At 72.7% G+C, this 13,916-nt stretch carries 11 protein-coding genes; 9 read left to right on the plus strand and 2 right to left on the minus strand.

Annotated features, from left to right (window positions below; all coding sequences use genetic code 11):
* The first annotated feature begins 230 nt into the window (after positions 1-230).
* Positions 231-1,643: a DNA repair protein RadA gene (gene radA, locus RI138_RS13240; protein ID WP_311120072.1), complete on the plus strand. Its 1,413-nt coding sequence runs from the start codon at positions 231-233 to the stop codon at positions 1,641-1,643.
* 80 nt (positions 1,644-1,723) lie between these two features.
* Entirely contained in the window at positions 1,724-2,848 is a 1,125-nt protein-coding gene (disA, locus tag RI138_RS13245) for a DNA integrity scanning diadenylate cyclase DisA (protein WP_047177248.1), read from the plus strand.
* Between the two features lie 219 nt (positions 2,849-3,067).
* Here disA and RI138_RS13250 read toward each other — a convergent pair whose 3' ends face one another.
* Positions 3,068-3,877: a hypothetical protein gene (locus tag RI138_RS13250; RefSeq protein ID WP_311122886.1), complete on the minus strand. Its 810-nt coding sequence runs from the start codon at positions 3,875-3,877 to the stop codon at positions 3,068-3,070.
* A 222-nt stretch (positions 3,878-4,099) separates the two neighbouring features.
* On the opposite strand from RI138_RS13250, the gene RI138_RS13255 reads away from it, so the two are divergent.
* The 5 genes from RI138_RS13255 to cseC all read left to right on the plus strand — a co-directional run bounded on the left by RI138_RS13255 (position 4,100) and on the right by cseC (position 8,841).
* Entirely contained in the window at positions 4,100-5,014 is a 915-nt protein-coding gene (locus tag RI138_RS13255; protein ID WP_096632722.1) for an HhH-GPD family protein, read from the plus strand.
* A 168-nt stretch (positions 5,015-5,182) separates the two neighbouring features.
* Positions 5,183-5,854 (plus strand): SigE family RNA polymerase sigma factor, encoded by a 672-nt coding sequence (locus RI138_RS13260; protein ID WP_311120073.1) that lies wholly within the window; start codon positions 5,183-5,185, stop codon positions 5,852-5,854.
* A gap of 143 nt (positions 5,855-5,997) precedes the next feature.
* Positions 5,998-6,651, plus strand: a complete 654-nt coding sequence (locus RI138_RS13265) for a hypothetical protein (RefSeq protein ID WP_096632732.1) — start codon at positions 5,998-6,000, stop codon at positions 6,649-6,651.
* A gap of 90 nt (positions 6,652-6,741) precedes the next feature.
* Positions 6,742-7,461, plus strand: coding sequence for a two-component system response regulator CseB (cseB, locus tag RI138_RS13270; RefSeq protein WP_096632720.1), 720 nt, complete (start codon positions 6,742-6,744; stop codon positions 7,459-7,461).
* A 42-nt stretch (positions 7,462-7,503) separates the two neighbouring features.
* On the plus strand, positions 7,504-8,841 hold the full coding sequence (cseC, locus tag RI138_RS13275) for a two-component system sensor histidine kinase CseC (protein ID WP_096632719.1): 1,338 nt from the start codon (positions 7,504-7,506) through the stop codon (positions 8,839-8,841).
* Between the two features lie 259 nt (positions 8,842-9,100).
* Here cseC and RI138_RS13280 read toward each other — a convergent pair whose 3' ends face one another.
* Positions 9,101-9,799 (minus strand): M23 family metallopeptidase, encoded by a 699-nt coding sequence (locus RI138_RS13280; protein ID WP_096632718.1) that lies wholly within the window; start codon positions 9,797-9,799, stop codon positions 9,101-9,103.
* Between the two features lie 456 nt (positions 9,800-10,255).
* Here RI138_RS13280 and RI138_RS13285 point away from each other — a divergent pair, with 456 nt between their 5' ends.
* Together RI138_RS13285 and RI138_RS13290 are read left to right on the plus strand one after the other, a co-directional pair.
* Entirely contained in the window at positions 10,256-10,660 is a 405-nt protein-coding gene (locus tag RI138_RS13285) for a trypco2 family protein (protein ID WP_311120074.1), read from the plus strand.
* The gene (locus tag RI138_RS13290) at positions 10,657-13,911 is read left to right on the plus strand and encodes an NACHT domain-containing protein (RefSeq protein ID WP_311120075.1); all 3,255 of its coding nucleotides are present in this window, start codon (positions 10,657-10,659) and stop codon (positions 13,909-13,911) included. The genes RI138_RS13285 and RI138_RS13290 overlap by 4 nt, the downstream gene beginning before the upstream one ends.
* Positions 13,912-13,916 lie beyond the last annotated feature (5 nt).

Below are 13,916 nucleotides of genomic sequence, written 5' to 3' on the forward strand. Positions count from 1 at the left end.
CGGCGACCGTAGGCAGAGGAGCGCATGCCCTTAGCGCCCCTTGAGCACTTTTAATCCCAACGGGTGAACGTATCCCTCGAAAGGGGACAGGGATCAGCGGTTCCCGCCGGGGGCGCTCAGGAATGCTCCGGGATGCTCCCGTGCGCCCTCTGTGCGAGCTGGCCGGGTGTCGGACCGGATGCGCGGACCGCGCGGGCGGGACTGTCGTACCCCACCGCTACGGTGGCGCCATGGCTGCCCGTACGAAATCCGCGAAGGACCGACCGTCCTACCGCTGCACCGAGTGCGGCTGGACCACCGCCAAATGGCTCGGCCGTTGCCCCGAGTGCCAGGCGTGGGGGACGGTCGAGGAGTTCGGCGGCGCCCCCGCCGTGCGCACCACCGCGGCCGGGCGGGTCTCGGCCGCCGCCGTGCCGATCGGCCAGGTCGACAGCAGGACGGCCACCGCCCGTTCGACCGGGGTCGGTGAGCTGGACCGGGTGCTCGGCGGCGGGCTCGTGCCGGGCGCGGTCGTGCTGCTGGCGGGCGAGCCGGGGGTCGGCAAGTCGACACTGCTGCTGGACGTGGCGTCCAAGGCGGCGAGCGACGACCACCGCACGCTGTATGTGACCGCCGAGGAGTCCGCGAGCCAGGTCCGGCTGCGGGCCGACCGCATCCGGGCGATCAACGACCACCTCTACCTCGCGGCGGAGACCGATCTGTCCGCGGTGCTCGGGCATCTGGACGCGGTCAAGCCCTCGCTGCTGATCCTCGACTCGGTGCAGACGGTCGCCTCGCCCGAGATCGACGGCGCGCCCGGCGGGATGGCGCAGGTCCGGGAGGTCGCCGGGGCGCTGATCCGGGCGTCCAAGGAGCGCGGGATGGCCACGCTGCTGGTCGGCCATGTGACGAAGGACGGCGCGATCGCCGGGCCCCGGCTGCTGGAGCACCTGGTCGACGTGGTGCTGTCCTTCGAGGGCGACCGGCACGCCCGGCTGCGCCTGGTGCGCGGCGTCAAGAACCGCTACGGGGCGACCGACGAGGTCGGCTGCTTCGAGCTGCACGACGAGGGCATCACCGGTCTCGCCGACCCCTCGGGCCTCTTCCTGACCCGGCGCGACGTGGCGGTGCCGGGCACCTGTCTGACGGTGACGCTGGAGGGCAAGCGGCCGCTGGTCGCCGAGGTGCAGGCGCTGACCGTCGACTCCCAGATCCCTTCGCCCCGGCGCACCACCTCCGGTCTGGAGACCTCCCGGGTCTCGATGATGCTGGCCGTGCTGGAGCAGCGCGGCCGGATCAGCGCGCTCGGCAAGCGGGACATCTACAGCGCCACGGTGGGCGGTGTGAAGCTCACCGAGCCCGCGGCCGACCTGGCCATCGCGCTCGCGCTGGCCAGTGCCGCCAGCGACACCCCGCTGCCGAAGAACCTGGTCGCGATCGGTGAGGTGGGGCTCGCGGGCGAGGTCAGACGGGTCACCGGCGTGCAGCGGAGACTGGCCGGGGCCCACCGGCTGGGCTTCACCCACGCCCTCGTCCCGACCGACCCGGGGAGGGTCCCGGCCGGTATGAAGGTCACGGAAGTCGCCGACATGGGCGACGCCCTGCGGGTCCTCCCGTCCCGCTCTCGCAAGGAGGCACCACAGGAGGACAAGGTGCGCCGGTAGACTTTGCCCTGGTCTCGCCCGCCCGTGGACACGGCATGGCGGACGCAAGGGCACCGCAAACCTGTGACCGGAGGAGTGCAGTGGCAGCCAACGACCGGGCGACGACGCCCGGAAAGTCCGGCCAAGGCACCGGCAACGAGGCGCTGATGCGCGCCTCGTTGAGCGCGGTCGCGCCCGGTATGGCCCTGCGGGACGGCCTGGAGCGCATTCTCCGCGGCAATACCGGCGGGCTGATCGTCCTGGGCATGGACAAGACCGTCGAGTCGATGTGCACCGGCGGTTTCGTGCTGGACGTGGAGTTCACGGCGACGCGCCTGCGCGAGCTGTGCAAGCTCGACGGGGCGCTGATCCTCGACAAGGACATGACCAAGATCCTGCGGGCCGGGGTGCAGCTGGTCCCGGACGCCTCGATCCCCACGGAGGAGACGGGCACCCGTCACCGTACGGCGGACCGGGTCTCCAAGGCGTGCGGCTTCCCCGTCGTCTCGGTCTCCCAGTCGATGCGGCTCATCGCGTTGTACGTGGACGGGGAGCGGCGGGTCCTGGAGGAGTCGTCCGCGATCCTGTCCCGGGCCAACCAGGCGCTCGCCACCCTGGAGCGGTACAAGCTCCGCCTCGACGAGGTCGCGGGCACGCTGTCCGCGCTGGAGATCGAGGACCTGGTTACCGTGCGGGACGTGACGGCGGTGGCGCAGCGGCTGGAGATGGTGCGGCGGATCGCCACGGAGATCGCGGAGTACGTGGTCGAGCTCGGCACCGACGGGCGGCTCCTCTCGCTCCAGCTGGACGAGCTGATCGCGGGCGTGGAGCCGGAGCGGGAGCTGGTCGTCCGCGACTACGTCCCGGAACCGACGGCGAAACGGTCGCGCACGGTGGCCGAGGCGCTGACGGAACTGGACGCGCTGAGCCACACCGAGCTGCTGGAGCTGCCGGTGGTGGCGCGGGCGCTGGGCTACAGCGGCTCGCCCGAGACGCTGGACTCGGCGGTGTCCCCGCGGGGGTTCCGGCTGCTGGCTAAGGTGCCGCGGCTGCCGGGGGCGATCATCGAACGGCTCGTGGAGCACTTCGGGGGCCTGCAGAAGCTGCTGGCGGCGAGCGTGGACGACCTCCAGACCGTGGACGGCGTCGGCGAGGCGCGGGCGCGCAGCGTGCGGGAAGGGCTGTCGCGGTTGGCGGAGTCGTCGATCCTGGAGCGGTACGTCTGAGTTCGGCGCGGGTCGGGAGGGCGTCCGGGCGGGCGCCCTCTTTCGCGTGCCGTCCACCGGGGCGGGGGCTTCGTCCTCAAGCGCCGACGGGCTGGGATTCACGGGCCCACAGCCCCGGCATGAGCGCCACCCGCCCAGGCGGAGGGTTCCGTCCCCAAGCGCCGGACGGGCTGGAAGGTGCCGCATGGGCTGGATGTGGCTCGGACACGGGCTGAGACGTCAGTCCTTCGACAGGACGAACGACGCGCGCTGGACCGGGCCGCCCTCGGGCTTCGCCTCCAGGAGGTACGTTCCCGGGCCCGCCTTGCCCGGCGGCGGGGTCGCGCAGTCGGGGGCGGAGCGGGTGCGGTTCCAGTCCACGGTGTGCACCACCGTCTCGCCCGCCGGGACCTTCAGGAACAGCGGGCCGGGTGCGGCGGGGCAGTCCTTCGAGGACCAGATCCTGTCGTTGTCGTCGCCGCCCGCCTCGGTGACGGTGAGGACCACGTTCTTCGGTCCGAGGTCGGTCTTGCAGGTGGCGGACGAGGTGTTCTTGGCGATCAGTTCGAACTTCGGCTTGTCGTCGGGGCCGTAACTGACCTTCGTACGCAGGCTCAACTGCACCGCGCCGGGCTTGCAGTCGGGGAGAGGGGAGTTCGCCGGGACCTGCTGTCCGCCCGCACCGGCCGTGCTCGCAGAGCCTGTTGACGATCCGTCGGACGACGCTCCGTCACTCGTGCCGCCGGAGGACGCACCGGTGTCGCCGTCGCCGCCGTCGGAGCCGCCGGAACCCCCGGAGCCGCCGTCCTCGCCCGACTCGTCGCGCCCGCCCGGCTGTTGGCTGATCGCGGGGCCGGTGCTCGATGGTCCGGGGGTGATCGACTTGACCGGGTCGGAGCCGCCGGACTTGCCGTCGCCCGTGCTCCCCCCGCCGCCGGCGGAGGTGACCGCCCAGGCGACCAGCGCGGCGAGCAGCGCAACCAGGAGTGCCGCTACCGCCCTCCGTCGCCAGTAGATGCTGGAGGGAAGCGGACCGACCGGATTACGCATAGATCCCACGGCCCAAACTGTACGAGAGATCCGGGGCCGCTCGGGCCCCACCCGCCGCTCGGGGCACAAGTTTTGCCGATCATCATCACGGGCGGCGGTCACGCAGGCCAGGGCACAGGGGACAGAACGGGTGGCCGTTGTCACTCGCTGAGCCGCGCGTGCGGCCGACACCCCCGCGCCCGTGACCGACCGCCCGTCTTCCGTGCCAGGATCGGGAGTGCGATGACTGCCATGACTTCGACTTCACCTCAGACGCCCCCCGCCGCCGCCTCCCTCCACACCCCCGTCATCGGATGGTTCGAGCAGCACGCCCGCGATCTGCCCTGGCGCCGCCCCGAAGCGGGCGCCTGGGGCGTGATGGTCAGCGAGTTCATGCTGCAACAGACCCCGGTGAGCCGGGTCCTCCCGGTGTACGAACAGTGGGTCGCCCGCTGGCCCCGCCCCGCCGACCTGGCCGCCGAGGCACCGGGCGAGGCGGTACGCGCCTGGGGCCGGCTCGGCTACCCGCGCCGCGCGCTGCGGCTGCACGGGGCCGCGCAGGCGATAACGGAACGGCACGGCGGCGACGTACCGAGCGAGCACGCCCAGCTGCTGGCGCTGCCCGGGATCGGCGAGTACACGGCGGCGGCGGTGGCCTCGTTCGCGTACGGGCAGCGGCACGCGGTGCTCGACACGAACGTCCGCCGGGTGTTCGCCCGCGCCGCGACCGGCATCCAGTACCCGCCGAACGCCACCACGGCCGCCGAACGCAAGCTCGCCCGGGCCCTGCTGCCCGAGGAGGACGAGCGGGCGGCGCGCTGGGCGGCGGCCACAATGGAGCTGGGTGCGCTGGTGTGCACCGCGCGCAACGAGGACTGCGACCGGTGCCCGATCGCCTCGCGGTGCGCGTGGCGGCTGGCCGGGAAACCCCCGCACCAGGGGCCCGCGCGCAAGGGGCAGACGTACGCCGGTACGGACCGCCAGGTGCGCGGGCGGCTGCTCGCGGTGTTGCGGGACGCGCTCAACCCGGTCCCGCAGGCCGCCCTGGACGCGGTGTGGGACGAGCCGGTGCAGCGGGCCCGTGCGCTGGACGGGCTGGTGGCCGACGGGCTGGTCGAGCCGCTGGCCGACGGGCGTTACCGGCTGCCGCTGACCTGAACCCGGGCCCCGGGCAGGGCGCCGTGAGGGGCCCCGCCCGGGGCTGTTACACAACCGATGGACAGCCGTGCACCGTCCTACGGCTGCTCCGCACATCGCCGTGACAACGCCTCCGTAGCGTCTCCGACAGCAGTACACGGGGATCGAACGGGGACGGAGGCGGTTGTCATGGCGCAGGGCGAGGTGCTCGCGTTCGAGGACTACGTACGCACACGGCAGGAGGCCCTGCTGCGCAGCGCGCGCCGCCTGGTTCCCGACCCCGTGGACGCGCAGGACCTGCTGCAGACCGCCCTGGTGCGGACGTACGGCCGCTGGGACGGCATCGCCGACAAGTCCCTGGCCGACGCCTATCTGCGCCGCGTCATGATCAACACCCGTACGGAGTGGTGGCGGGCGCGCAAGCTCGACGAGGTGCCCACCGAGCAGCTGCCCGACGCGAGCGTCGAGGACGGCAGCGAGCAGCGCGCCGACCGCGCCCTGCTGATGGACATCCTCGGGATTCTGGCTCCGAAGCAGCGCAGCGTCGTCGTGCTGCGACACTGGGAGCAGATGAGCACGGAGGAGACGGCCGCAGCGCTCGGCATGTCCGCCGGTACGGTCAAGAGCACGCTGCACCGGGCGCTGGCGCGACTGCGTCAGGAGCTGGAGAGCCGCGAGCTGCACAGCCGCGAGGCGGTCGCCCGGGAGACCGGGAGCCACCGCGCGGCGGCGCCGGTCGCCTCCGCCCGTGTCGTCGCCCAGCGGTCGCCGGTCACGGTGGTTCCGGGCGGGCGGGCACACACACCGGCGCAGCGGCACGGGCGTCACGACGAGCGGGGGATGGAGCGGTGCGCGGCCTGACAGGCAGCAGCGGCGGCAGCAGCGGGAGCGGGGGCGGCAGCCCCGAAGGCGGCTCGGACAGCGGTTCGGGCGGCGGCCTCGACGGTGCGGACGACGACGGCGCTCCGGGGAGATCCGGCCGGAGCCGCGGGCTCCGGCCCGGTATGGCGGCGAGTGGCACGGCCTTGGCCGGACTCGTCGCCTTCGGGCTGTTCAGCGTCGGCTGCACCACCGGCGGCACCGGCACCCGGGACGAGGGCCCCGCGGGCAGTCAGCCCGTCGCCCAGATCACCCCGCAGCCCAGCCCCTCCGGCACGGCCCCGGCCGCCAAGCGGGTCGACAGCGTTCGGCTCCTCAAGAACGACCCCAAGGTGGGCGAGCGGATCAAGAAGGGCCTTGAGCCCTGCGCGGGCAAGGCCTACCCGGTCGACACCTCCTACGGATCGCTGACCGGCGGCCCGGCCGCCGACGTCGTGGTCAACGTGATGAGCTGCGCCGACCTGGTGGGCATCGGGACCTATGTGTACCGGGCCGGCGAGAACGGCTCGTACGAGAACGTGTTCACGGTCGAGGTCCCCGCCGTCTACGGCACGATCGACCGGGGCGACCTGGTGGTGACGACCCAGGTGTACGGGGCGGACGACCCGATGACGTCCCCGTCCGGCTCGGAGGTGGTCACCTACCGTTGGGCGAGCGACCGCTTCACCGAGCACGACCGGGTGCACAACGACTTCAGCCGGGGCTTCGAGGGCGCGGACGGCGATCTGCCGGTTCAGTCGGAGCCGGAGGACCCGGTGGTGGAGCCGAGCAGCAACTGAAGCAGTCACCCCGGAGGAACCGGGCGACAACTGAAGCGGTGGCCCCGCCCGGCACAACCGCGCAGGAACCGAAAGCGAGAAGCAGCGTCCATGGCCGAGACCCACGTCCTCTTCGTCGAGGACGACGACGTCATCCGTGAGGCCACCCAGCTCGCCCTGGAGCGGGTCGGCTTCACCGTCACCGCGATGCCCGACGGGCTCTCCGGCCTGGAGGCCTTCCGGGCCGACCGGCCGGACATCGCCCTGCTCGACGTGATGGTGCCGGGCCTGGACGGGGTGAGCCTGTGCCGGCGCATCCGGGACGAGTCGACCGTCCCCGTGATCATGCTCTCCGCGCGCGCCGACTCGATCGATGTGGTGCTGGGCCTGGAGGCCGGGGCGGACGACTACGTCACCAAGCCCTTCGACGGCGCGGTGCTCGTCGCCCGCATCCGCGCGGTGCTGCGCCGCTTCGGCCACGCGGCCGGGCCGGACGGCGGGCAGCAGCCCGGCGGCGGTGCGGAGGGCGAGGACCAGGTGCTCGGCGGGGTGCTGGTCTTCGGCGACCTGGAGGTCGACACCGACGGTATGGAGGTGCGGCGCGCCGGTGAGCAGGTGGCGCTGACGCCCACCGAGATGCGGCTGCTGCTGGAGTTCTCGTCCGCGCCGGGCACCGTCCTGTCCCGCGACAAGCTCCTGGAGCGGGTGTGGGACTACGGCTGGGGCGGCGACACCCGGGTCGTGGACGTACACGTCCAGCGGCTGCGCACCAAGATCGGCCAGGACCGGATCGAGACGGTCCGCGGCTTCGGCTACAAGCTGCGCGGCTGATACGCGGATGAAGCGACTGGGGAGGCGCCCGGTGAGGCGCGGATGAAGCGGCGGGCCCTGCGGACGGGTGTTCGCTGGAAGATCAGCATCGCCATCGCGGGGGTCGGCGCGCTCGTCGCGGTGGCGCTGAGCCTCGTGGTGCACAACGCGGCCCGGGTCTCGATGATCGAGAACGCCCGCGAGGTGCAGCTGGAGCGGCTGCTGGGCGCTCAGCGCTTCTACGAGGCGACGAACATGCAGAAGGGCGCGCCGAAGTTCGGCGCCAAGCTCAACGACCCGACGATCCCGCCTAGCCTGCGCGAGGAGGTCCGCAAGAACCGCCGGGCCACCCATGTGGCGGAGGGCCCCGACGGGGTTCCCGACGTATGGGCGGCGGTGCCGCTGGCCAACGGGGACGTGCTCTCGCTGCACACCCGGTTCGCGGACCGCTCCGCCACGATCATGGACGATCTGGACCGGGCCCTGATCATCGGCTCGGTCTCGGTGGTCTTCGGCGGCTGCGCCCTCGGCGTCCTGATCGGCGGCCAGCTCTCGCGCAGGCTGCGCAAGGCCGCGGCCGCGGCGGGCCTGGTCGCCCAGGGGCAGACGGACGTCCGGGTCCGGGACTCGGTCGGCGGGGTCGTCCGCGACGAGACGGACGAGCTGGCGCGGGCGGTCGACGCGCTGACCGACGCGCTGAACGAGCGGATCGAGGCGGAGCGCCGGGTCACCGCGGACATCGCCCACGAGCTGCGCACCCCGGTGACCGGCCTGCTCACGGCGGCCGAGCTGCTGCCGCCGGGCCGCCCCACCGAGCTGGTACGGGACCGGGCCCAGGCGATGCGGACACTGGTCGAGGACGTGCTGGAGGTGGCCCGCCTGGACAGCGCTTCGGAGCGGGCGGAGCTCCAGGAGCTGCCGCTCGGGGAGTTCGTCAGCCGCCGGATCGGGGTGCTGGATCCCGAGGTGACCGTACGGGTGGTGCACGAGTCGTGGGTCTCCACCGATCCGCGCCGTCTGGAGCGCATCCTCGGCAATCTGCTCGGCAACGCGGCCAAGCACGGCTCCACCCCGGTGGAGGTCACCGTCGAGGGCCGGGTGGTCCGGGTCCGCGACCACGGTCCCGGGTTCCCGGAGGAGCTGCTGCGGGACGGGCCGAGCCGCTTCCGTACCGGCTCCATGGACCGGGCCGGGCACGGGCACGGTCTGGGTCTGACGATCGCGTCGGGCCAGGCCCGGGTGCTGGGGGCCCGGCTGACCTTCCGGAACGCCGCGCCCTCGGGTGCGGTGGAGGGCACGGGCGGGGCGATCGCGGTGCTGTGGCTGCCGGAGCACGCTCCGACGAACACGGGGAGTTTCCCGGTGCTGCGGATGGCGGACCAGCGGCAGGCGTCGGACTGAGCCGCACGCCGCACGGCACCCGGGGGGGGGAAACGCCGACGGCGACCCCGAGGAGTGAGCCGTGAGGCTGTCCTCGACGTCGCCGTCGGTCGGGTGACCCGGGCGCACGCCCCGGGTACCGGGGTGTAACGGGTCCACTGACGCTGTTCGGTTGTGCCGCGCGGCCGACGGGTGCCCGGCGGTGCCGGGTGCCGGCGGCGTCGCACGGTAGGGCGTGCCCGGGGTCATGATCTGCCGGGCGCCCCCTGAGCCGGCCGGATCAGATGGAGACGTGCACCGAGCGGAGGAACGCGGCCGGGTTCAGCGCCGAGCCGTAGTTCGGGGTGGTGCGGATCTCGAAGTGAAGGTGCGGGCCGCTGGAGTTTCCGGTGTTGCCGGACAGGGCGATCTTCTGGCCCGTCTTGACCTGCTGGCCGATCTTCACGTTGATCTTCGACAGGTGCGCGTACTGCGAGTACTTGCCGTTGGCGTGCTTGATCACGACGGCGTTGCCGTACGCGGGGCCGTCGCCGCCGCCGTTCGGTCCGGCCTTCACGATGGTGCCGGTGTGGGCGGCCACGACCGGGGTGCCGACCGGGACGGCGAAGTCCTGGCCGGAGTGCTTGGCGGCCCAGCGGGCGCCACCGGTGCCGTAGCTGGCGCTCAGCGTGTACTTCTTGACCGGGGCCTTCCAGGAGGCGGCGTTCTTCTTGGCCGCCTTCTTCTTGTCCTCGGCCTTCTTCTTCGCGTCGGAGGCCTTCTTCGCGGCCGCCTTGCCCTGCGCGGCCGCCTGCTTGGCGACCGAGTCGGCGGTGGCCCCCACCGCGAGGGGGGCGGTGCCGGCGGCACCGGTGGTGCCGGACGCGAACGCCGTGCCAGCACCCAGCACCACGGACGCTCCCAGGCCGGCGGCCAGGACGGCGCCACGGACACGGAAGGCGGACGGGCGGATGGTGTGCTGGTTCGATGCGCGCTTCATACGGTGAAGTCCTCCGAAGGTGAGTGGACCCGGCGTGCTGTCCGGGCTTGCTCAACCTTGGTAACCCGCACCCCCACCCATGCTCAAACCCCCCATCTACGAAGAAAAGCCGTAGAGGGGACTGGGGGAATTCACCTTGCTTGTCCCCTTACGAGGAGTCGGCGCGAGCTACGGAATCCTTCGCGCGGACGAGGTCTGACACCTGCTTCATGGGGACTTTCCGGACATTAAGCCTCGAATAGCCCGTATCGCCCAAAACATCGAAAGTGCCTGCCGGTGCCGGGCCGAAGGCCCCGGGGCCGATCATGGCGCTTTCTCCTAGCATGGGTAGTAGGCCTGTTTCGGGCTGTGCGCCTTGTCACCGCCGGTGGGACCTTGGTCCTTCCGATTCGGGACCTTCGGCCCGCTACATCACTACGCTGACGGGAAAGCGACGCCGCACCCCCGGGGGACCCCATGACAGCCGAGAGCACCCACGCCCTGGACGGCATCGAGCTCGCCGATGCCGTCGCGTCCATCCGTAACCAGCTCATCGACGCGGCGACCCGGGCCACGGACCACCCCGTCTCCTTCGCGGTCGGCGACATCCAGATGGAGTTCACCCTCGAACTGCGCCGGGAGGCCAGGGCGGGCGGCAAGGTGAAGGCCTGGGTGGTCGAGGCGGGGGCGGACGCCGCCCGCGCCACGGGCCGCACGCACAAGGTCGCCTTCACCCTGACCCCGCGCAACGCCGCGACGGGCGAGGCGTGGGAGATCGGGGCGGAGGACGACGGCTCGACGGCGGGGTTCGGTGCGGACCCGGCGCACGGCCACGGCACGGCTGGGTTCGGTGACGGGGCAAACGGGCCCTCCCGCACATGAGCACGACCGTCACCCACCCCGCCGACCGCACGGTGGCCGTCTCCGCGATCCGCCAGGGCAGCGGCGTCCTGCTCACCGACCGGCTGGTCCTGACCTGCGCCCATGTGGTCAAGTCCGGGTCCGTCCTCGTCGCCCACCCCGCGCTCCCGGACCGGATACGGGCCACCGTCGCCTGGATCGACTACCAGCTGGACGTGGCCCTGCTGGAGGCCGTCGAGCCGGTGCGGCGGGTCCCCCCGGTGCGGCTCGGCGTCGTCGACACCCGCCAGGCGATCCCCGACTGCGAGATCACCGGCTTCCCGCGCGTCCAGCGCTACGGCCCCGACCGGCGGCTGGAGGCGGACCAGTACACGGCGACGGTCCTGCCGATGGCGGGCCGGGTCCGCGATCTGCTGGTCTGCGATCTGGACGGCCCGCCCGCCGCGCTCCCCGACGACGAGCCCGCGGCCCTGTCCGGGCTCTCCGGCGGCCCGGTCTTCATGGGGGACGTACTCCTCGGCGTCGCCCGGCAGGTCCCCCGGCAGCGCGAGGGCCGCCGGGTCGAGTGCGTCCCGCTCGGCCCGGTCCTCACGGCGGCCCCCTTCCGCCTGGTCTTCCGGCGCAACGAGATCGCCCTGCGCCAGGAACGCGTCCACGGCAGCTTTCCGAGGGACCTGCGGTACGAGGCGGAGTACGCGCAGGCGCTCGGCGTCGCGTACCGGCGTACGAAGATCTTCGGCCTCGACGAGCTGAGCAGGCACGACTCCGAATGGGACCTGGACACCGCCTACCTCAGCCTGGAGGCACAGGCGCAGACCGAGGACCGGGCCGCTCCGGGCCCGCCCCTCCCCCAGCGCATCGACGCCCTCCTCACCAGCCGCCCCCGGGCCCTGCTGCGCGGCGAGGCGGGCGCGGGCAAGACGACCCTGCTGTGGTGGCTGGCCGCCCACGCCTCGGCCCGCACCCTGGACGACGACCTGGCTCCGCTGAACGGCCTGGTTCCCTTCGTGGTGCCACTGCGGACCCTGCGGGCCCGTGGGGTGACGTTCCCGGGCCCGGCGGAGCTGTCGGGTGCGGCGGGGCTGGTGGTCGACACGGCCCCGGAGGGCTGGGCGGGCCGGGTCCTTGCGTCGGGCCGGGCATTACTGCTGGTGGACGGGTTGGACGAGGTGCCTCCGGAGGACCGCGAACAGGCGCACACCTGGCTCACACACCTGCTGGCCCGCTACCCGGACACCCGGTGCGTCGCGACCGTACGGCCGCTCGCCGTCGAGCCGGACTGGCTGCGCTCCGAGGGCTTCGCGGAGCTCCGGCTGCTGCCGATGCGGAACGAGGACATCCAGGCGTTCGTGACCTCCTGGCACCGGGCGGCCCGGCTGTCCGAGGAGGACGACGCCGAGCGGCTCGACGGGCTGGAACGCGACCTTGCCCGCCAGTTCGCCCAGAACCCCGCGCTCCGTGACCTGGCCCGTACGCCACTGCTCTGCGCGGTGATCTGCGCCCTGCACCGCCGCCGCGACGGCTTGCTCCCCGAGACCCGGTGGAGCCTGTACCGCTCGGCCCTGGAAATGCTCCTCGGCCACCGCGACCGCCGCCGCCGGATCGGCGACCCCGAGGGCGTCGAACTGGACGTCGAGGAGCACACCCAGCTCCTCCAACGCATCGCGGTGTGGCTGGTGCGCGAGGGGCAGTCGGAGTTCACCCGCGACCAGGCGCTGCGCCAACTCCGGCGTGCGCTGGCGGGGATGGAGCGGGTGGGTGCGCAGGGCCCGCCCGAGAGGATCCTGACGCACCTGCTGAACCGCAGCGGCCTGCTCCAGGAACGCGGCGACGACACCTACCAGTTCATCCACCGCACCTTCCAGGACTACCTGGCCGCGAAGGAGTTCGTCGAGGACGACCACCTCAACGAACTGCTGCGCCATGCGGACGAGGAGACCTGGCAGGACGTGATCCTGCTGGCGGCTGGGCACTGCGGGCGACGCGAACTCACCGTGCTCGTACGCGGGTTGCTGAACACGGGCCTGCGGCACGAGGCCGGCACGGCGGAGCGCACCGCCGTCCATGTCCTGGCCGCCCTGTGCGCGCAGCACGCGGCCTGGCTGGACGGCCCCGTCCGGGCGGCGGTCCGGGAGAGCACGGCGGCGCTGTTCCCGCCGACCAGCGACAGCCAGGTGAGCTCCCTGGCCCGGCTGGGCCCGGCGGCCCTGGCGTTCCTGCCCGCCCCGCACACGATGTCCGACTCGGAGAGGCGCGCCCCGTTCGTGGTCTCCCTGATCCTGAACATCGGGGGAGCCGCCGCGGTTCCCCACGCCCGTGAGTGGGCGCTGGCCCACCCCTGGCTGGGCATCAAGTTCGCGGACAAGTGGGAACGCTTCCCGCCCGAGGAGTACGCCGCCGAGGTCCTGGCCCACTGCACCCTCCTGGGCGCGCTCCTCGCCGTGAACGACCGGAAACAGCTGAGGGCGCTGCGTCGCCTTCCGTCTGTGTTCGCCCTGTTGCTGGGCTTGGACCTGTCCGACGCGGAGATCGGTGCGGCGCTGGAGGGCACCGGGCTCCAGGCACTCTTCCTGGGGACGAACGCCCGGCTCCCCGGGCTCTCGTCCCTGAACACCGTCGCGGACTCCCTGTCAGTGCTGGACGTCGGACGGTGCCAGGCGATCCGGGACTTCACTCCGCTCGCCGGACTCCACAAGGTCGTGACCCTGTTCCTGGACGCGGAAGGGACACGACCGGGTGACCTGGCGCCCCTGGCGGAGGTGCCCGGTCTGCGGGAGCTCAGACTGAAGAACCTCGGGGCCGGCCGGCTGAGCGAGATCGCGGCCCACCCGGGTGTCACCGACCTGACCGTGACGAGTCGGCGTCCGCTCGCCCTGGACGGACTCGATGGCTGGAAGTCCCTCACCCACCTGAAGGTCTCGGAGCTCGACGCGTTCGACGACGCCCTCACCGCACTGCGGGAGCACTCCCGGATCACCGTTCTCGGCCTCACCGCCTTCCCCTGGGCGCACCGGCCCGCCCACTCGGTGTGCGTGCCCACCGTCGAGGAACTGTCCGTGCAGGCCCCTGACCACGGCGGGGACCTCGGAATGCTGCGGCCGCTCTTCCCCGGGGTCACCCGTCTCACCCTGGACGCCTCCGCCCGGCGCGTACTGGACCTCACGGCACTGCACTCCTGGCCGGGCCTGCGGGTAGGGGTCACCGGGCTGACCGAGCGACGCCTGATCGGGGCGGAGGAACTGGGCAACCGGCTCTACGCCCCTCGCGGCTGACGCGT

This window comes from Streptomyces durocortorensis, from assembly GCF_031760065.1.
Lineage (GTDB): Bacteria > Actinomycetota > Actinomycetes > Streptomycetales > Streptomycetaceae > Streptomyces.